At 64.7% G+C, this 17,682-nt stretch carries 20 protein-coding genes; 9 read left to right on the top strand and 11 right to left on the bottom strand.

Going from position 1 to position 17,682, the window contains the following annotated elements; genetic code table 11:
• The first annotated feature begins 183 nt into the window (after positions 1 to 183).
• Positions 184 to 1,797 (top strand): acyl-CoA synthetase, encoded by a 1,614-nt coding sequence (locus P0R31_RS17115; RefSeq protein WP_275515049.1) that lies wholly within the window; start codon positions 184 to 186, stop codon positions 1,795 to 1,797.
• 35 nt (positions 1,798 to 1,832) lie between these two features.
• Here P0R31_RS17115 and P0R31_RS17120 read toward each other — a convergent pair whose 3' ends face one another.
• Together P0R31_RS17120 and P0R31_RS17125 are read right to left on the bottom strand one after the other, a co-directional pair.
• Positions 1,833 to 2,783 (bottom strand): AraC family transcriptional regulator, encoded by a 951-nt coding sequence (locus tag P0R31_RS17120; protein WP_275515050.1) that lies wholly within the window; start codon positions 2,781 to 2,783, stop codon positions 1,833 to 1,835.
• A gap of 203 nt (positions 2,784 to 2,986) precedes the next feature.
• Entirely contained in the window at positions 2,987 to 4,186 is a 1,200-nt protein-coding gene (locus P0R31_RS17125) for an MFS transporter (protein ID WP_275515051.1), read from the bottom strand.
• Positions 4,187 to 4,361: 175 nt separating this feature from the next.
• Here P0R31_RS17125 and P0R31_RS17130 point away from each other — a divergent pair, with 175 nt between their 5' ends.
• The 3 genes from P0R31_RS17130 to P0R31_RS17140 all read left to right on the top strand — a co-directional run bounded on the left by P0R31_RS17130 (position 4,362) and on the right by P0R31_RS17140 (position 7,291).
• Positions 4,362 to 5,165: an MBL fold metallo-hydrolase gene (locus P0R31_RS17130; RefSeq protein ID WP_275515052.1), complete on the top strand. Its 804-nt coding sequence runs from the start codon at positions 4,362 to 4,364 to the stop codon at positions 5,163 to 5,165.
• 146 nt (positions 5,166 to 5,311) lie between these two features.
• The gene (locus P0R31_RS17135) at positions 5,312 to 6,328 is read left to right on the top strand and encodes an alpha/beta fold hydrolase (protein WP_275515054.1); all 1,017 of its coding nucleotides are present in this window, start codon (positions 5,312 to 5,314) and stop codon (positions 6,326 to 6,328) included.
• A gap of 15 nt (positions 6,329 to 6,343) precedes the next feature.
• Entirely contained in the window at positions 6,344 to 7,291 is a 948-nt protein-coding gene (locus tag P0R31_RS17140; RefSeq protein ID WP_275515056.1) for a fatty acid desaturase, read from the top strand.
• Between the two features lie 56 nt (positions 7,292 to 7,347).
• On the opposite strand, the gene P0R31_RS17145 is transcribed toward P0R31_RS17140, so the two are convergent.
• Both P0R31_RS17145 and P0R31_RS17150 read right to left on the bottom strand, forming a co-directional pair.
• The gene (locus P0R31_RS17145; protein WP_028138614.1) at positions 7,348 to 7,596 is read right to left on the bottom strand and encodes a hypothetical protein; all 249 of its coding nucleotides are present in this window, start codon (positions 7,594 to 7,596) and stop codon (positions 7,348 to 7,350) included.
• Positions 7,597 to 7,733: 137 nt separating this feature from the next.
• Entirely contained in the window at positions 7,734 to 8,714 is a 981-nt protein-coding gene (locus tag P0R31_RS17150; protein WP_275515057.1) for a helix-turn-helix transcriptional regulator, read from the bottom strand.
• A gap of 86 nt (positions 8,715 to 8,800) precedes the next feature.
• Between P0R31_RS17150 and P0R31_RS17155 the strand changes: the two genes are divergently transcribed.
• On the top strand, positions 8,801 to 9,445 hold the full coding sequence (locus P0R31_RS17155; protein ID WP_275515059.1) for a glutathione S-transferase family protein: 645 nt from the start codon (positions 8,801 to 8,803) through the stop codon (positions 9,443 to 9,445).
• A 7-nt stretch (positions 9,446 to 9,452) separates the two neighbouring features.
• On the opposite strand, the gene P0R31_RS17160 is transcribed toward P0R31_RS17155, so the two are convergent.
• The 3 genes from P0R31_RS17160 to P0R31_RS17170 form a co-directional block, all read right to left on the bottom strand.
• Positions 9,453 to 10,238 carry an enoyl-CoA hydratase/isomerase family protein gene (locus tag P0R31_RS17160; protein ID WP_275515060.1) on the bottom strand — a complete coding sequence of 262 codons (786 nt, stop codon included), beginning with the start codon at positions 10,236 to 10,238 and terminating at the stop codon, positions 9,453 to 9,455.
• 125 nt (positions 10,239 to 10,363) lie between these two features.
• Positions 10,364 to 10,582 (bottom strand): hypothetical protein, encoded by a 219-nt coding sequence (locus P0R31_RS17165; protein WP_225129897.1) that lies wholly within the window; start codon positions 10,580 to 10,582, stop codon positions 10,364 to 10,366.
• Between the two features lie 292 nt (positions 10,583 to 10,874).
• Positions 10,875 to 12,320 (bottom strand): TAXI family TRAP transporter solute-binding subunit, encoded by a 1,446-nt coding sequence (locus P0R31_RS17170; protein ID WP_275515061.1) that lies wholly within the window; start codon positions 12,318 to 12,320, stop codon positions 10,875 to 10,877.
• Positions 12,321 to 12,723: 403 nt separating this feature from the next.
• On the opposite strand from P0R31_RS17170, the gene P0R31_RS17175 reads away from it, so the two are divergent.
• Together P0R31_RS17175 and P0R31_RS17180 are read left to right on the top strand one after the other, a co-directional pair.
• Positions 12,724 to 13,071, top strand: a complete 348-nt coding sequence (locus P0R31_RS17175; RefSeq protein ID WP_050991738.1) for a DUF3307 domain-containing protein — start codon at positions 12,724 to 12,726, stop codon at positions 13,069 to 13,071.
• Positions 13,072 to 13,298: 227 nt separating this feature from the next.
• Complete coding sequence (locus tag P0R31_RS17180; protein ID WP_035997226.1) at positions 13,299 to 13,697, top strand: hypothetical protein; 399 nt, start codon at positions 13,299 to 13,301, stop codon at positions 13,695 to 13,697.
• Here the strand turns inward: P0R31_RS17180 and P0R31_RS17185 are convergent.
• Together P0R31_RS17185 and P0R31_RS17190 are read right to left on the bottom strand one after the other, a co-directional pair.
• Positions 13,694 to 14,008: a YkgJ family cysteine cluster protein gene (locus tag P0R31_RS17185; RefSeq protein WP_275515062.1), complete on the bottom strand. Its 315-nt coding sequence runs from the start codon at positions 14,006 to 14,008 to the stop codon at positions 13,694 to 13,696. The genes P0R31_RS17180 and P0R31_RS17185 overlap by 4 nt on opposite strands.
• Before the next feature lie 5 nt (positions 14,009 to 14,013).
• Positions 14,014 to 14,712 carry a helix-turn-helix transcriptional regulator gene (locus P0R31_RS17190; RefSeq protein ID WP_025033709.1) on the bottom strand — a complete coding sequence of 233 codons (699 nt, stop codon included), beginning with the start codon at positions 14,710 to 14,712 and terminating at the stop codon, positions 14,014 to 14,016.
• Between the two features lie 113 nt (positions 14,713 to 14,825).
• On the opposite strand from P0R31_RS17190, the gene P0R31_RS17195 reads away from it, so the two are divergent.
• Both P0R31_RS17195 and P0R31_RS17200 read left to right on the top strand, forming a co-directional pair.
• Positions 14,826 to 15,101, top strand: a complete 276-nt coding sequence (locus P0R31_RS17195; RefSeq protein ID WP_035997233.1) for a hypothetical protein — start codon at positions 14,826 to 14,828, stop codon at positions 15,099 to 15,101.
• Between the two features lie 38 nt (positions 15,102 to 15,139).
• Positions 15,140 to 15,868, top strand: a complete 729-nt coding sequence (locus P0R31_RS17200; RefSeq protein ID WP_275515064.1) for a glutathione S-transferase family protein — start codon at positions 15,140 to 15,142, stop codon at positions 15,866 to 15,868.
• A gap of 134 nt (positions 15,869 to 16,002) precedes the next feature.
• Here the strand turns inward: P0R31_RS17200 and P0R31_RS17205 are convergent, their stop codons facing one another.
• Together P0R31_RS17205 and P0R31_RS17210 are read right to left on the bottom strand one after the other, a co-directional pair.
• The gene (locus P0R31_RS17205) at positions 16,003 to 17,154 is read right to left on the bottom strand and encodes an ABC transporter substrate-binding protein (protein WP_275515066.1); all 1,152 of its coding nucleotides are present in this window, start codon (positions 17,152 to 17,154) and stop codon (positions 16,003 to 16,005) included.
• Positions 17,155 to 17,244: 90 nt separating this feature from the next.
• The gene (locus tag P0R31_RS17210) at positions 17,245 to 17,664 is read right to left on the bottom strand and encodes an acyl-CoA thioesterase (RefSeq protein ID WP_275497725.1); all 420 of its coding nucleotides are present in this window, start codon (positions 17,662 to 17,664) and stop codon (positions 17,245 to 17,247) included.
• Positions 17,665 to 17,682 lie beyond the last annotated feature (18 nt).

A 17,682-nucleotide genomic window follows, 5' to 3' on the forward strand; every position in this document is an offset into this window, starting at 1 on the left:
CCCCCAATCCCGCTCCCCACCTAACCCATTGATCTTGCAACCCCCGTCTACTGTGCATGGGGTTGTTTTCACGGGTTTTGATCTGCCCGCGTGCAATTTGACGCCGCAGACAGCGCCGATTACGTTCCGCGAAACATGAAAGCTCGCGGCCTTTGTGCCAAGCGAAAATTCCACGGGGAAGAAATGACCGGCGACACCGCAGCCACCATCTCGAAAGCGCGCGAGCATTCCATCGGCGATCTGCTGCGCCGCTCCGCAGGCCGCGAGCCGAACAAGCTCGCGGTGAGCTGCGGCGATGTCAGCTGGAGCTTTGCCGAGATGGACGCGATCTGCAACCGGCTCGGCCGCGGCCTGCTCGGGCTCGGCGTCGGCAAGGGCGACCGCCTCGCCGTGCTCTCGCGCAATTCGCACGCCTTTGCTGCGCTACGCTTCGCGGCGGCGCGGATCGGCGCGGTGCTGGTGCCGATCAACTTCATGCTCAATCCCGACGAGATCAATTTCATCCTGAAGAGCTCCGGCGCAAAGCTGCTCGCGACCGGACCCGATTTCGTCGGGCCCGCACGCGCGGCGAGTGCGAAGGATTGCGCGGTCGAGAAGATGATCTGGCTGCCGGGCGAGGATCCGGCCGCGCCGCCTGCCGACCTCACCACGTTCGACGATCTCCTGGATGCCGACGGCTCGTTCATGGACGCCTCGGTCGATAGCCGCGATCTCGCGCAGATCGTCTACACCTCGGGCACGGAATCGCTACCCAAGGGCGCGATGCTGACCCATGAAGCCGTGATGTGGCAGTATGTCAGCTGCATCATCGATGGCGGCATGAGCGTGGAGGACAAGTTCCTGCACGCCCTGCCGCTGTATCATTGCGCCCAGCTGGATGTGTTCCTGGGTCCGCAAATCTATCTCGGCGCCTCCGGCGTCATCACGGGCAAGCCGACCGCCGACAACATCCTGGCGCTGATCCAGGCGCACAGGATCACCTCGTTCTTCGCGCCGCCGACGATCTGGATCGCGATGCTGCGCTCGCCGAACTTCGACAAGACCGATCTGTCGACGTTGCAGAAGGGCTATTACGGCGCCTCGATCATGCCGGTGGAGGTGTTGCTCGAACTCCAGCGCCGCCTGCCCGCCGTCAAGTTCTGGAATTTCTACGGCCAGACCGAGATCGCGCCGCTCGCGACGGTGTTGCGGCCGGAGGATCAGCTCCGCAAGGCCGGCTCCGCCGGCAAGCCCGTGCTCAATGTCGAGACGCGCGTCGTCAACACGGCGATGGAGGACGTCAAGGTCGGCGAAGTCGGCGAGATCGTGCATCGCTCGCCGCATCTGCTCTCCGGCTATTACAACGATCCGGTCAAGACCGCGGCGGCATTTGCCGGCGGCTGGTTTCATTCCGGCGATCTCGCCACGGTCGACGGGGAGGGCCACATCACCGTGGTCGACCGCGTCAAGGACATGATCAAGACCGGCGGCGAGAACGTCGCCAGCCGCGAAGTCGAGGAGATGGTCTATCGCATTCCAGAGGTCTCGGAGGTCGCGGTTGTCGGGTTGCCCGATCCGCGCTGGATCGAGGCGGTGACCGCCATCGTCGTGGTCAAAACCGGAGCAAAGCTCGACGAAGACACCGTCATCAAGCATTGTGCCGGCCAGATGGCCCATTTCAAGGTGCCCAAGCGCGTGATCTTCGTGGACGCCCTACCGAAGAATCCGAGCGGCAAGCTGCTCAAGCGCGAGCTGCGCCAGCGCTTCGTCGGTGGTGAGACGCTCGACAAGGCGGTACAGAAGAGCTTTGGGACGTAGCAGGCGACGTTCCGGCGCCGTCGCGGCGAACCCGGCTATTCGGCGGCGCCAGCCAACTTCCTGACATCGTCGGGCGTCGCTCCGAAACGCCGGCGAAACGCGCGATGGAAGTAGGAGACGTCGTGGAATCCCGCGAGGTGCGCGATCTCGATGATCTTGCGGCTGCGCATGGCAGGATTTCGCAGCAGCCGCTCGGCGCGCAGCAGGCGTTGTTCGAGCACGAAGCCGCTATAGGTGATGCCGGCCTTCTCGAACAATAACTGGATCGTGCGCGCGCTGATGCGGTGCGTGGCTGCAAGGTCGGACAGCGACAGTGCGGCGCTGTCCAGCTGCGCCAGGATGTCGGCCTTGAGGGCTTCGAAGCGCGCCGCCGCGAGGCCGCGCAATTGCGCCTCTTCGGCGGCATCGCCGCGTGCGCCGAGCATCAGGACGGCGAGATCGAACAGGTGCTGCGAGACCGCATCAAGCTCCGCCGGCGCGAGCTTGTCCGCGTGCGCGTGCGCGAGGTCGTAGTACCGCAGGAACATCGATGTGATCGGGTTGGCGCCGGAGATCGACCGCGCGATCAGGTCCTCGGCATTCGGGCAGGCGCGCAGCAGGGCTTTTCGCGGCAGCAGCGCGGTCTGGAAATTACCATACGCCAGTTGCGTGATTTGGGCCCCCTTGATCGAGGGATCGCCGATCGTGATGTCGCCGGCGGCGACCTCCAGCGGGCGTTTCCCCATGGCCCCACGCAATGCCGAATTGGGCGACATCGTGATCACCAACTCGTCGTTCGTTCCCAATGACACGAAGGACATCGGCGTGCCGAACGAGGCCGAGAGTCTGAGGCGGGGAAGAATGGCAGGCGCAATGGTTCGGTGAACGCGCCCTTCACCAACCGGCACGAAATCGACGTTCGCCACCTGACGGCAAAACTGCTCGCGCCATTGCTCATAGGCCGCACCGTTCGGATCGCCATCGAATGAGAGCTGCGGCTGGGTCATCGATCGCCGGAACGCCTATTGCCGATTCATTGCGGTCCGCACTTTCGTCGGCGCGCCGGGGATGCGGCAACTGGAAAAGCGCCGGATTGCGCGAAAAACCACTCGCACCTACGCGCTAAGCCAGCGACCAGGTGCCGCAGCCTGCTATTTGCGCAGATCGAAGGCGGGCACGTTGCGTCGCGACCGCCATGCGCCGGTGAGCCTCAATACTTCTTCACCGCTGCACTGAAGGCCAGCCAGAGCGCGATTGACGCCAGGCCAAAGCCGCCGAGCAGCAGGAAGGTCGGCCCATAGCCGATCCATTGCGCGATCCAGCCGCCAAGGGCCGGGCTGAGGCTCGCGCCGACGCCTTGCACGGTGATCACGGCGCCCTGGCCGAGATTGATGCGGCCGGTGCCGTTGAGCGAGCGTGCCACCATGCCGGGGACGGCGACCGTTTGCAGTCCGGTGCCGATGCCGTCGAGCACCTGCATCGGCACGACGCCCCACCATCCCGTGACGAAGAAGGCGAGCACGCCGCGGATCGGCAAGAACATGAAAGACACCAGGATGATCGGCCAGTAGTTGCGTTTGCTCGCCGCCTTCATCGCGATCAGCGAGGTCACGACCATCACGCCCTGCGCGATCACCACGGTGGTTGCGACGAAGCTCGGGCCGTTGGCCTGTCCCTCGGCGACCGCGGCAAGTCCGTACAGCGGCACGATCGCGGCATTGCCGAGGTGGAACAGCGCGAGAGCGAGAGCCAGCACGAGCAGCGCCTTGTGCTTCAGCAGCATCGTCATCGCATCCGGCGGCGCCTTGGAATCGTCTTCCTTGCTGCCGCGCGCGGCGCGGTCGTCGATCGCCTTGGCGGGAATCATCAGCACGCAGGCGATCGCGATGGCGCCGAACACGGCTGCCAGCGCGAACACGGCAAAGTAGCCGTACTTGTAGCCGAGATAGCCTGAGAGCCCGGCGCCGACCATGTTGCCGGCGTGGTTGAAGGCCTGGTTGCGGCCGTTGAGCGCATTGAAGCCCTTCTGCTTGGCGATGCCGAGCGTGATGCCCGTGACCGCCGGCACGATCGCGGCGCTCGCCAGCGATTGCGCGACTTGCGAGAACGTCACCGCCCAGAAGTCTTGCGAGATCAGGATGATTGCGGACGCCGAGACGACGCAGATGCCGGGAATGACCACCCACAGCCGCTTGTTGCGGCTGGAATCGATGAAGCCGCCGATCGGAGTCGTGACCAGCATGCCCGCGACGTTGCCGATCGTCATTGCCGTGCCGATCAGGCCGGTCGCCCAGCCGCGTTCCTGAAGGAAGACCCCGACGAACGGCCCGATGCCCGACTGCATGTCGGCCATGAAAAAATTGAGCGCGAACAGGGGCCAGATGCGAGACGTTGAAGGGCGCGATGTCATCGAGACGCTGAACTTGATGCTGCCGATCGAATAGGATCTCGCATGAGGCGGGCGCTGCGGTGCCCGGGCGGACCAGAACTTAACCTGCTCTCATGGCGTTGGTTCCGGTTGCTCTTGCGATCCGGCGGCTGCGACGTCATGTCTTGCAAGAATGGACTCACGATGGATCACCGCAATGGCCCTCTGGACCTGCGCAACCTGCGGCGCTCAATTCCCGGATAGCGGAAATCCCCCTGCGGCCTGTCCGATCTGCGAGGACGAGCGCCAGTTCGTCGGCTGGGACGGTCAAGCCTTCCTCACGCGCGAGGAGCTCGCGCGCAAGCACCGACTGGTGGGGCGCGACGATCTCGGCTTGACCGGGATCGGCATGGAGCCGAGCTTTGCCATCGGGCAGCGTGCGCTGCTGGTGCCTGACGGCGACGGCTGCGTGATGTGGGATTGCATTCCGCTCGCGACCGACGAGGCCATCCAGCATGTCGCAGCACTCGGCGGCCTCAAGGCTATCGCGATCTCGCATCCGCATTATTATGGCGCGGCCGCCGACTGGAGCGACAGGTTCGGCGGCGTGCCGGTCTATCTGCACGCCGACGATCGCGCCTTCGTCACGCGGCCTCATCCGGCGATCGTGCACTGGACCGGCGAAAGCCGTCGCCTCTCCGACGACGTGCTGCTGCTGCGCACCGGCGGCCACTTCGCCGGCGCCACCGTGCTGCATTATGCGCGTGGTGCGGACGGCAAGGGCGCGCTGCTCACGGGAGATATCGCGCAGGTGACGATGGACCGGCGCTTCGTCAGCTTCATGTATTCCTATCCTAACTACGTGCCGCTCAACGCCGCCGCGGTGCGTCGGATTGCGTCAACCGTCGAGCCGCTCGCCTTCGACCGGATCTATGGCGCCTGGTGGGGCCGCAACATCGCCAGCGGTGCCAAGGCGGCGTTTGCTGCGTCGGTCGCGCGCTATCTCGCGGCCATCGCCTGACCCGCGTTGCGGATCGGATTTATCTTGCCGGCCCGGAATAACTGTACTAAAAGTACATTATAAAGCAAGCGACGCATCCGGCGAAATCCGGCATGATCGATGCATCGCGGACGCCGGGAAGGCCTCCGTGAGTGGGAGCTGAGTGCATGACGGCGCAGCGCGATGGCGAGATCTTCGAGGCCGGCGACGTGGCGCTCCAATCCGGGTCCGTGTTTCCCGCGCTGAAGCTCGCCTACAAGACCTACGGCACGCTGAGCCCGGACAAAGACAACGTCATCCTCTATCCGACCTCGTTCAGTGCCCAGCACACCGACATTGAATGGCTGATCGGTCCCGACGGCGTACTCGATCCCAACAGTTACTTCATCATCATCCCGAACCTGTTCGGCAACGGCCTGTCGTCTTCGCCCTCGAACACGCCCGCGTCCTTCCCCGAGGTGAGTTATCACGATGCCATCGCGGTCCAGCACCGGCTGCTCACCGAACGCTTCGGCATCTCGAAGCTTGCGCTGGTCTATGGCTGGTCGATGGGCGGCATGCAGGCCTATCACTGGTCGGCGCTGCATCCCGACATGGTCGAGCGCGCCGCGGTCGTCTGCGGCAGCGCCCGCTGCGCACCCTACAACTCCGTCTTCCTCGAAAGCGTGAAGGCCGCGCTCACGGCCGATCCCGCCTTCCGCGATGGCCGTTTCCACGAAAAACCCGTCGCCGGCTACCGCGCCATGGGACGCGTCTATGCCGGCTGGGCGATGTCGCATGGCTTCTATCGCGACGAGCTCTGGCGCGAGGCCGGCGACACTTCACTCGAGGATTACCTCGTCCGCGCCTGGGATGCGACCTTCGCGCGGCGCGATGCCAACGATCTCCTGGCGCAGATCGGCATCTGGCAGCGTGGCGACGTCAGTCGATGTGCGGCATTCGCCGGCGATCTCGATCGCGCCCTGGCGGCGATCAAGGCACACATGCTGCTGATGCCGGGCGCGACCGACCGTTATTTCGACGTGCACGACAACGAGGACGAGCTCGGCAAGCTCGTCAACGCGAGATCGGCGGTGCTGCATCCGATCCCGTCGCTGCATGGCCATCGCGCCGGCAACCCCATCAACAACCCGCGCGACCAGGCCTTCATCAAGGCGGAGGTCGCAGCGCTTCTCCGCAAGTAGGGCAGGCAACCGATCATGAGCGACGCAACCGTTCCAGATACCGGCCATCGCCTGAAGCCGCTGACGCCGGCCATGCTGCGCGAATTGTCGGCTCGCTCCGACCTCAGGGGAGCGGCGCAGAGCCTCGGCCATTACGCCGTGATTGTGCTGATGGGCGCGCTGATCTGGAAGGTTTCGTCGAGCTGGGGCGCGCTCTGGGCGCTGCCGCTGATGGTGGTGCAGGGCTATGTCGTCGCCTTCCTGTTCATGGCGGTGCACGAGACCGCGCACAAGACGGCGTTCAGGAGCCGGGGCCTCAATCTCGGCGTCGGCTATCTCTCGGGGTTCATCATCGGGCTGCCTTACGAATATTACTGTCTGTTTCACTGGGACCATCATCGCTATACGCAGGACCCGGAAAGGGATCCCGAGCTGATCGTTGGCGTGAAGCCGACGTCCGACACCCAGCTTGCGCTCGCCTATAGCGGCCTGCTCCAGGTTGCCGGCCGGCTGCGGCTGATGCTCGGCCACGCGATCACCGGCAAGGTCGTCGTGCCATGGATTCCCGAGAGCAAGCGCGCCACGATCGTAGCCGAGGCGCGCGCCTATGTCGCGCTCTACGCCCTGCTGCTCGCGCTGTCGCTGTGGTTCTCGTCAGCGCTGCTACTCTGGGTCTGGATCGTCCCGCTCGTGATCGGGCAGTTCTTTCTGCGGCCCTATCTCTACGCCGAGCATACCGGTTGCGACCGCACCCGCAGCGCCTTTCAGAACACCCGCACGACTTACACCGGTGCGATCGTAAAATGGTTCGCGTGGAACATGCCCTATCATGTCGAGCACCACGCTTATCCCTCGATCCCCTTTCACGCCCTGCCGAAGCTGAACGCGATCGTCGACGGCGAGATCGTCCATCGCGGCCTCGGCTACATCAGAACGACGCGCGAGACCTGGGCTTGGTTTCGCCGGCAGCGGCCGGCCGGCTAGCTCAACGCAAAGCTCCGGCCGCGATGCGACCGGAGCTTTGTCGTGAAATCGAGAAATCAGTAGATCCCGTAGGCGCAGACGTTCACGACGCGCACGCGCAGGCCGTGACGGGTCCGGACCAGGCGCTCCTGATAGCAATTGCTGACGCCGGTGTTGAGGTAGATACCGCCAAAGCCCCAGCCGGGACCCCAGTGGTGATGACCATGATGGTGATGGAAGCCGCCGGCCGAGGCCGCGGTGGGGGCGAGAGCGGCAACGCCGAGCGAGCCGGCGGCGATCAGACCAAGTGCAAGCTTACGAAACATCTTCATTCTCCATTCGGCGCTAGGGCCATTGTTGCGTCCCTGCATTTCGGTCGAGACGAGACGCGATCGCGTTCATGGCAAGCGGGAAGAATCGTGTTTCAGGAATGTTTCGTCGGCTGCGGCAGAATATGCCGCGATCAGGCTTTCTGCGCCGCGCGATACCGCGCGGTCATCGCCTGCGTCAGCTCGGCCATCTTGTCGCGGAGATCGGCAGGTTCCAGGACTTCGGCTTCCGGGCCGAGCCGCAGCAGTTCGGCCGCGGCGTGCCACGATGTCTTTCCGACCGGCACGCGCGCAATGCGCCAGCCATCTGCATCGGTTGTCTCCTCGAGCTGCGTGCGTGCCTTGACATAGGGCTGGCTGAGCGCGTCGAGCAGCTTCACGCCGAACGGTGACAGCCGGACGATCGCGACATTGGGGTGCATCTCGCCTTCGAGCCGCAGCGTCGCGGCCTGCCAGTAGGCGGCGAGGTCGAAGCCGGCGGGACGATCGAAGCGGTCGCCGAGGGCTGTGCAGTCGAGCACGCGTGCGACGCGATAGGTACGCACGCTGCCGTCGACTTGTCCTGCGAGATACCAGCTGCCGCCCTTCAGCACGAGGCCGAGCGGCGCGACGCGGCGCTGCTTCTCGGCACGCCAGCTCTGGTACCGGATCCTGATCAAGGTCCCGCGCAGCACGGCGCCGGCGATGGTGCGCAGGTGCTTCGGGTCTTCCGCTTCACCGAACCAGCCGGGCACGTCCAGGTGGAAACGCTCCTGCATCCGCCCGGCATCCTGACGCAAATTCGGGGGCAGTGCCGCCATCAGTTTGTTTTGGGCGGCGATCATCGCAGCATCGAGCCCGAGTGCGGCGGCCGGGCCCGGCAATCCCGCCAGGAACAACGCGCCCGCCTCGCTCTGCGACAGCCCGTTCAGCCGCACGCGATAGCCGTCGAGCAGGCGATAGCCGCCTTCCGCGCCACGGTCGGCGTAAACGGGAACGCCGGACGCTGCGAGCGCGTCGATGTCGCGATAGATCGTGCGCACCGACACTTCGCAGGCCTCCGCGAGCTCGGGCGCGGTGACCTGTCCCCTGGCCTGGAGGGTGGTGAGGATCGACAGCATCCGGCTCGCGCGCATGATCCCTTAGACCATACCTGACACAAGATGTCAGGTATGGTCCGCTACAAGCGGCGCCATCGCCAGCCGGCCAGATGGAGACTGCCATGACCGATCCCAACCGCATCACCCTGTTCTATTCGCCGCAGACGCGCGCCACCGGCACGCGCGTGCTGCTGGAGGAGCTGCGGGCACCTTACGATCTCCATGTCCTCAATATGAAGGCCGGCGATCAGCGCAAGCCCGCCTATCTCGCCCTCAACCCGCTCGGCAAGGTGCCGGCGATTCGCCACGGCGAGGCGCTGGTGACCGAGCAGGTCGCAATCACCATCTATCTCGCCGACCTGTTCCCGCAAGCGGGGCTGACCCCCGCCCTGAACGATCCACTGCGCGGGCCTTATCTGCGCTGGATCGCCTATTATGGGTCGTCGTTCGAGCCGGCCTTGATCGACAAGTTCATGCAGCGAGAGCCGGCGCCGATCACGCAATCGCCCTATGCCGATTACGATACGATGCTGGGTGCGCTCGAGGCCCAGCTGGCGAACGGGCCCTATCTGCTCGGCGAGCGCATGACGGCGGCCGACGTATTGTGGGGCGTCGCCTTCAGCTGGACCATGATGTTCGGCATCGTGCCGAAGAAGGATGTCTTCGTCCGCTACGCAGAGCGCCTGACGGCGCGGCCGGCGTTCCAGCGCATCAATGCCGCAGATGCGGAGATGGCGGCGCAGCATGCCGCCGCGGCGGGTGGATGAGAGGGCGTCAAAATCGCGGTGCCCGCTTGTCGGCGAACGCCTTGATGCCTTCCTTGATCTCGTCGCCGCGCATGCTGTCGCGGTGGCGCCGGTCGGCGGCGCCTTCGTCGAGCTCGCCGCGGGCGAACTCGTTGATCGCGCGCTTCATGCCGCGCATCGCCTCCGGCGCGTTGCCGGCGAGGACGCCGGCAAGCTTGTCGACCTCCTCGTCCAGGAATTCCACCGGCACCATCGCGGTGAGATAGCCGATGCGCAGCATCTCCGGGGCTTCGATCTTCTGCGCGGTGAGGAACAGCTTTTTCGCATTGTCCATGCCGAGGCGGGTCACGTAGCGTTTGATGCCGCTCGGGTAGTAATGCAGCCCCAGCCGCGCCGCCGGCATGAACATTTCCGCGGTATCGACGCCGATCCGGAAATCGCAGGCGAGCGCGAGGTCGGTCGAGCCGCCATAGACGCCGCCATTGAGCCGGCAGATGGTGGGAACGCCGAGATCCTCGAGCCGGTTGACGACGGCCTCGAAGGCCGAACCCGCGCTCTGCTGCTCGCTCGTGCTGACCGCGCGTTCCGCCACCGAATTGAGATCGTAGCCGGCCGAGAAGGCGCGTCCGGTGCCGGTCAGCACCAGCACGCGAATATCGGGATCGGCCTCGACCCGGTCGAACAGGCTCGTCAGCTCGCCGAGATCCTCGGCCTGGAGCCGGTTGAGATGCTTGGGCCGGTTGAGGCGGATGGTGGCGCGGGCGCCGGTGATTTCGAGCACGGGGCTGGATGCTGCCTCGGCTGTGTCCGACATTCTGGTCTCCATTGTCCGCGCTAAAGTGCCTGCCCGAGCGGAGGCCGTCAACGACGGGCGCGCAGGTAGCGTCATTGGTGCCGTTGCATCATTTCCGTCCGTCGGTACCGCCGTTACTCGAGGGCCTACCTGAAATGTGGCGGCTCGTCGTAGCCGCGGCGGCTGCTGAAGAACAGCAGCACCATCAGCCCGACACCGACGATGACGGAAAACCCCGCGCCCAGCGCCAGTGCCACATAGCCTTCCGTCGGGATCGGCTCACCTTCGACCGCCATTGCGGAATAGGCGAAGTATCCGGCCGCCGCCAGCATTGCCAGAAGGAGGATGACGAGGAGTGCACGCATGCCGCGTTCTCCGGTTGCAACCGGAAACCAACGGTTGCGGATGGGCAGGGTTCCAGACGGCCGGGAGCGATCGGTCGGGCGCATAGCCTCACTCTCGTGCCCCGGACGCAGCGCAGCACGGAGTGATGCGCTGCAGAGCCGGGGCCTATCGACCACCGGAAACTGCGGCTCCTCGGTCCAGGCTCAGCGCCGCAACGCCCAAAGCGCGTTCACGCGCGTCTTCAACGCGCTATGGGCATTGCGGCTTGTCCGGGACACGAGCGTGGTGGGTGGGTTGTCCAATCCTGCGGGGTCAGGCGCTCTGGGCGGTCTTCACCACCACGACATTGCTGTCGTCCGACGGAGCCGGGCCGGCATCGCGTACCGTCTTGTCGGCTTCGCCGGCATGACGTTTGAGATAGTCGCGGCGCATGCCGATCTCGTCACGGACGAATTCGTAGCCGAGCTTGAAGGTGTCGAGCCCGTCGGTACTGATCGTGCCGTCCCTGAGGCCGATGACGGCGCCGCGCAAGATGGTCTCGAGCTCATCCTGGAGACATTCGAGCTGATCCAGCGAGTGGGCGTGCTCGATCCGCTCGCCGACGTCGAGGATGGCGGTGGAGAGTTCGCTGGCTTTCTCCGGCGCGATCCGCGTGATCTTGGCGTAGATCGCGGCGAAGATCGAGCCGATGATGCTGAGCGCGGCGACGCCCAGATACATCAAGTCGCTGTACTTATCAATGAACGACTTGGTGTCGTCGTTGATGTAGTCGGCGGCGCCCCGATGCGCGATCACGAAGGCGTCCTTCTCCACCGAGGCCGGCTCGATCCTGGTGGCAAAACCGTTGTCGAGCCCGAGCGCCGACTTGTTCTCGTAGATGGTGCGGGCGAGCTCGCCTGCCGTGCTTGGGGACATCCGGGATTGCGCGACCAGAAGCCATTCGAGACCGATCGTGTCGAGATCGTCGTCGGGAATCTGCGGGGATGTCGACACCGAGCCGGCTGTCACGGTCTCGTCGGAAATGCCGGGAAATTTGCGCGCCAGCGTCTTGGCTTCTTCGATGGTGTTCAGCGTGAAGCCGCCGCGCTTGGCGGCTTGCTCATAGGATTTGTCCCGGACCGCCTTCGAGGCGTGGACGATCGCGATCACCGCGCTGAAGCCGTTTGCCGGGGCGAACAGCTTGTCGAGCGTCACGCCCTGCGGCGCCATCTGGATCTTCGCAGCCTCAGGGCCATCGGGGACGTCGAGGATGCTGCGGACGAAGGCGAGCGAGGATTCGTTCTCGGCGATGACCGCCACCTTCTTCTTCTTCAATTCGGCCAGCGACTTGATCTTCTTGTTGCCGGGACCGAGCAGGAGCACGACATCGTGCTCGAGGATCGCGAGCGTGCGCGCCCGCAGCGGCACCTTGGCGTCGGTGCGCAGCACGGCGAGGTCGGCCTGCCTGCGGTCGAACTGTGCGAGCGCCTTGGCATTGTCGGCGTTGTTGACGATGTTGATCCGCAAGCGCGATGCGTTGTTCTTCAGGAGGGCGGCGAGCTTGGCCGCAAACAGCGCCTCGTCGCTGTTCGCGGCGCCGACGGCAAAGGTCAGCGTCTCCGAATTGTGCACCAGGGTGCGGCCGGCCCAGACGGTGGCGAACGACAGCAGCAGGGTCAGCACGACGTAGAGGAGAACCTGCTGCTGGTTGGTTTTGATCACCTTGGGGCGCCGGGGCGGCGGCATGGTCGGCGATGCGATGGGGCCTTCGGTACTCATGGCAGCACTCTGGCCTTATCGTTTGGCTGGCGGCGGCGCGTGGCTTGGAAGCGCGGCGGGCCCGGCAATTCGTAAACGCCTGAAAAAAGAACGATATTCCCGATCGCCGATGATAGCGCGAAGGCAGCGGAATGCAAATTTCGAGCCGGAGGTAACCTTACTCGATATGTCCGCGGCGATTGGCCATCCTATCACCGGTTAGCCACACTTGGCGATTTTCCGGTTCCACCCGGCTGCATTCCGCCGCGGGAGATGTCATAAATTGTGCGTCCCGGCGATTTGACCGGTCCAAGAAGAAGTTGCGCTGAACGCTCCAATTCTTCTCGTCACGTCAATGAGGGCGTCAGCTTTGTCGTTTCCACCCATGTCATCGGCGATTCCGGTTGAAGCGCTCATTGGCTGGATGTTGCTGCTCACCTTCAAGCACGTCATCGCCGATTTCGTTCTTCAAACCGCCTGGATGGCGCACGGCAAGGACCAGAAGCATGGCTGGGCCCTGCCGCTCCTGGTGCACTGCCTGGTCCACCTTGCCGTCGCGCTGCCGCTGATCGTGATCGTGGCGCCGCGATTCTGGTTCGTGGCCTTCATCGACTTCCTGATCCACATCACGATCGACCGCGCCAAGGGATATGTCTCCGCCAATTTCGGCGTCGACCTCGCCCATCCCTGGTTCTGGACGCTGATCGGCGTCGACCAGGCGCTGCACCACCTGACCGGCTTCGGCCTCGCGATCTTCATGGCGGCGAACTGAAGGTCGCCTTTGGGCCTCCGGGGAGAGGCAATCGCCATCAGCACCGGCTACGGCCGCGCAGGCGGGACAAGCCCGGCCATGGCGCCGCGGAAGCCCTCGAAAACCCCACCAAGGCGTCCCACCGATTCGCGGCCGACGCGCAACCACCCCGGGTGACTACCGGGCAGCGTGGTTAACCTTTCGTTAGAGAATTGCGCTGCATCTTCCTCACACGAGGGAGAACTGCAATGTTTTCAAGCCGTGACGCCTTTGAAAGCGATTTCTGCCCGGTCCGCGATGAGCTCCTTGGCGAGATGTATCGCGCCAGCGAGAGTGGCCTGCCGAGGTTGGTTGAGAGTGTTTCCCCTGACGTGCGCGCCAGGCTGGCGCTGTTCTGCTACCGCCGTAGCCATTTGCACTCGCTGGCGGTCGCGATCGCAGCGAGCTGCAGCGAGCGCGACCTGATCGAGAATGGCGGCCGCGTCGGCTCGACGCTCTTCGCGCTGTCGCGTGAAGGCACCGCGAAAGCTTCGACGTCGCTGACGGGTGGGCGCAAGCCGATCACGCTGTCGACCAAGCCGCTCTCGGTGCTCGCACCGCTCGATGACGAGCTCGACGACGAGATCGGCGAAGCCGTCCCCGCCTAAGTGGCCTCGATAACGGGCAGGCCGAACTTCCGCCGCGCCATCGCGCATTCGGCGTCACCAGGCATGCAGGTGCGGCACACCTCCGGCCGCACGTCGTAAATGCCGCAGGCCGTCATCTTTCCGATCTCGCCTTGCAACGCCGCGCAGCGATCGCCCTCGCAGCGCATGCCCGATTGCCGGTCGTTGACGAGCGCCTCCGGGATCAGCGCAAGCTCCTCGTCGCTCTCGATCGAGAAGCGCGGCCAGTTCTGCGAATAGCCGCAGCAGGCGCCGCAGCCCTGGCAACAGCTCGACAGCTCGGTCTCGTCCATCGTCCTCACGTGTCCTTCGGCGGACCCCAGACCAGGCTCTGCCGCCATCTCGCGCGCAGCACGTCGCGCCGCTCCGGATATTTCTCGTCGAGATAGGTCGCCTCGACCACGCGATCGGTGCGGAAGCTGCGGAAGTCGCCGCGCAGCTCGCACCAGGCCGCCAGCAGCCGCACCGCTTCGAGATAGCCGACCGAGATCGGCCAAATCATGCGCTCGCTGGGGCGGCCCTGTTCGTCGCGATAGCGCAGCATGATCTTCTTGCCTTCATGGATCTGGGTTCGGGTGCGCGCCATGTCCAGGCGGTCCGGTTCCCGGTTCCAGCTCGGACGCGCCCGGCTCGCCGGCTCCAGCACGAACGGGCGCAGGCGCTCCGGCACGGTGTCGGCGATCTTGGCCATCAAGTCTTCGGCCGCGCGCGCCAGCGCGGAATCGGCGTGGCCTGCGACCCATTGCGCGCCCAGCACGGCCGCCTCGATCTCGTCCGGCGTCAGCATCAGGGGCGGCAGGTCGAAACCCTTTTCCAGGATGTAACCCATGCCGGCTTCGCCGCGGATCGGCACGCGCTGGCCGATCAGGGTTGCGATGTCGCGATAGATGGTGCGCTTCGAAGTCTCGAGCTCGGCCGCGATCGCGTCTGCCGTCAGCGGCTTACGCGTGCGCCTCAGCACCTGGATGATTTGAAACAGCCGGTCGGCGCGTCTCATGACAATTCTCTTCTCGAACGACGGATCAGAAATCGGCGCGCGGCTGCTGACAGGATGTTGGCAGCAGGGGGGTTCTATACCGGGACAACACATCGACTGAAGAGGATTTGTCCATGATCATTCCAACCCATTTCGGCCAGGCCGGTCCACTGTGGCGAGCGCAGCTGTGGCACGGCCAAATGTTGCGGGCTTGGGCGTTTGGCCGCCTCGTTCCGCTCGATCTCATGGCCGTTGATCTCCGATTTGCGCTCGCAAGCGTGGTGACACGCTCGTTGAACCATGCCGCGGATGCGCTGGTCCGCCATCTGATGGGCCGCGCCTGGCGCGGGGCCCGCTTCGCAGAAGATATCACGGCTGCTGCCACCATGGTGGCAGCAGCCGGCCGCTAGGTTCCTTCCACTCGTTCGACAGGTTCAGGAGAGCTTGCATGATCACGCTTTACGGCTTTGGCGCCGGCTTCGGCCTGCCGGAAATCAGCCCCTTCGTCACCAAGACCGAGGTGCAGCTCAAGATGGCGGGACTGCCTTATCGGAAAGAGCGGGCGATGCCGCCGGCCTCGCCCAAGGGGCAGCTGCCCTTCATCGACGACGGCGGCGAGGCGGTGGCCGATTCCACCTTCATCCGGGCCCATATCGAGCGCCGCTACGGCTTCGATTTCGATGCCGGCCTCACCTTGGGCGAGCGTGCGCAGGCCTGGGCGTTCGAGCGCATGATCGAGCACCACGTCTATTGGGCGCTGGTGGGCGCGCGCTGGGTCGATCCGGTCAATTTCGCCAAGGGGCCCGCGCATTTCTTCGACGGCGCCCCGGAGCACAATCGCGAGAAGCTGCGCGAGGATGCACAGTTCCGCGTCGCCGAGAACTATCTGCTCTCCGGCCTCGGCCGCCATGCGCCGGATGACGACGTCGATCTTGCCGTGCGTTCGCTGTTCGCGCTGTCGGTGCAGCTCGGCGACAAAGCCTACCTGATGGGCAACAGGCCCTGCGGCGTCGATGCCACTGCGTTCGGCATGCTCGCCGGCGTTCTCTCGCCGTTCTTCGAATCCGCCTTGCGCGAGCGGGCCGAGGGATTTCCGAACCTCACCGCTTATGTCGACCGCATGATGGACGACTATTATCCCGAGTTCGCCTGGACGCCGCTACGGCAGGCGGCGTGAGGCTTGCAAGTCGGGGCTATCGGCGAAGCGCCGAACTCTCCGGGCATGACGACCTCGGAAGCAATTTGATCCCAACAAAAACAAAAGAGCCGGCCCATCGGGCCGGCTCTCGTCGTTTCGAATCTTGGCGACGCCTACTTCACCAGCGTGTACTTGCCGTCCTTCACCGTGAGCAGGATGCGCGAGCGCTCGTCGAGGCCGTAGCGGTCCTTTTCGGTGAAGTTGTAGACGCCCTGGCTCGCCGCCAGCTCCTTCTCCGTCAGCAGCGCCTGGCGGATGGCTTCGCGGAATTCCGGCGTGCCGGGCTTGGCCGTCTTCAACGCCGCCGGAATGACGCGCTTGAGAATCTCGAACGCATCAAAGGAATGGCCGGCGAACTGGCTGCGGCTGTTGGGGCCGTACTTTGCCTCGTAGGCGGAGTTCAGCGCGAGGCCCGGCTTCTTGGTCAGCGCGCTGTCCGGCTGTTCCTCGGGGGCCATGACGGGACCCGAGGCCATCAGCACGCCTTCCGCTGCTTTGCCGGCAATGCGGATGAAGTCCATGCTGGCCGCGCCGTGGGTCTGGTAGATCAGGCCCTTGTAGCCGCGTTCGCGCAGCTCGGTCTGCGGCAGCGCGGCCGCGGTGCCGGAGGCGCCGACCAGGATGGCGTCCGGATTGGCGGCGACGAGCTTCAGCACCTGGCCGGTCACCGAAGTGTCGGGACGAGCGAACCGCTCCTCGTCGACGATCGTCATCCCCATCGGCACGGCCTGCGCCTTCAAATCGTTGAACCAGAGGTCGCCGTAGGAATCGGAATAGCCGATGTAGCCGAGCGTCTTCACGCCCTTGGCCTTCATGTGGTCGTACAGCACCTTGCCGACGATCGGAATCGGCTGCGGCATCGCCACCGACCACTTCATGCGCTCCGGCGTGATCGGGAAGGGTGCCAGACCGAAGTGCGGGATACCGGCTTCGTTGGCGACATTGGAGACCGCGATGGTCGGCGGCGTCAGCGCCGAGCCCATGATGATGTCGGCCTTGGATTCGGTGACGAAGCGGCGGGCGTTGGTGGTGGCGGTGGTGGGATCGCCGCCGTCGTCGAGCACGATCACCTTCAGCGGCACGCCTCCGATCTCCTTCGGCACGAATTCCAGCGCGTTGCGCTCGGGAATGCCGAGGGCCGCACCCGGGCCGGTCGTGGTGGTGGTGATGCCGATGGTGACTTCGCTGGTCTGGGCCAGCGCGGGCAGCGACGGCAGGGCCAGCGCAGCCGCAGTGATGGCAGCGGTCAAATAAAAGCGTTTCATCTATTCCTCCCTTGACGTGTTCATTTGAAAGCAGAAATCGCGGGGTAATTCAGCCCCGTCTTTTGGTGATGCGGCGATTTAGCTCCGGACTTAACTCCCCGTGAATTTGGCTACCATTTCCGCCGGGAATGGTGCGGATTTCAGCTTGTCAGGGTTACCGGGATCGCGGCCGACCAGGACGCGGGTCTCGAAACCCTCGATCGCGAGCGCCTCACCCTTGTAGACGTTGTGCTTCACCTCGAAGCTCGAGCGCTTGATGCTCTCGATTCTGGTCTCGATGGTGATCCAGTCGCCATAGGTCGAGGGGATGTAGAACTTGGCCCGCGTGTCGACCATGGGGATGCCCACCAGGCCGTATTTGCGGACCAGGTCCTGCTTGGAGAAGCCGGCGGCTTCGAACAGGGTCGAGGTCGAATCGTCGAACATCGCGAAATAGCGCGGGTAGTAGACGATGTTCGCGGGGTCGCAATCGCCCCACTGGATCTGGACCTCGCGCCGGTTCACGAACATCTGACTGGCCTTGATCCG

Origin of the sequence: Bradyrhizobium yuanmingense, from assembly GCF_029167105.1 — a bacterium.
GTDB lineage: Bacteria > Pseudomonadota > Alphaproteobacteria > Rhizobiales > Xanthobacteraceae > Bradyrhizobium > Bradyrhizobium yuanmingense_A.